The organism is Achromobacter sp. Marseille-Q0513, from assembly GCF_018195695.1.
GTDB lineage: Bacteria > Pseudomonadota > Gammaproteobacteria > Burkholderiales > Burkholderiaceae_B > Achromobacter.
In genome coordinates this window covers 1-210 of the sequence record NZ_JAGTJY010000706.1, presented here as the reverse complement: position 1 = coordinate 210, position 210 = coordinate 1, and the positions used below count along the sequence as shown (strand labels likewise).

Annotated in this window: 1 protein-coding gene; it reads right to left on the bottom strand. The window is 69.0% G+C overall.

All coding sequences use genetic code 11. The annotated features are described in order from the left end of the window. Positions 1-210 (bottom strand): hemagglutinin repeat-containing protein (locus tag KDH83_RS32390; protein WP_212323331.1); only part of this gene is annotated, 210 nt, incomplete at both ends.

Here is a 210-nt window from a genome sequence, read left to right as displayed (position 1 = left end):
CCGACGCGATGATCTGCTCGGCCTTGCCTGAGGCGCCCTTGAAGGTGGTGTCGCCGCCCGACTGAATCGCGAGCACGTTGCCGGCGGTGACGTGGCTGTTGGTCCAGCTTTCGTCCTTGCCGTCGGCCTTGCCCCGGCTGGCCGAGACGCCCAGCTCCAGCGTGACGCCCGTGTTCGCGCTGCCCACGTTGAAGCCCACGCCGATGCTGG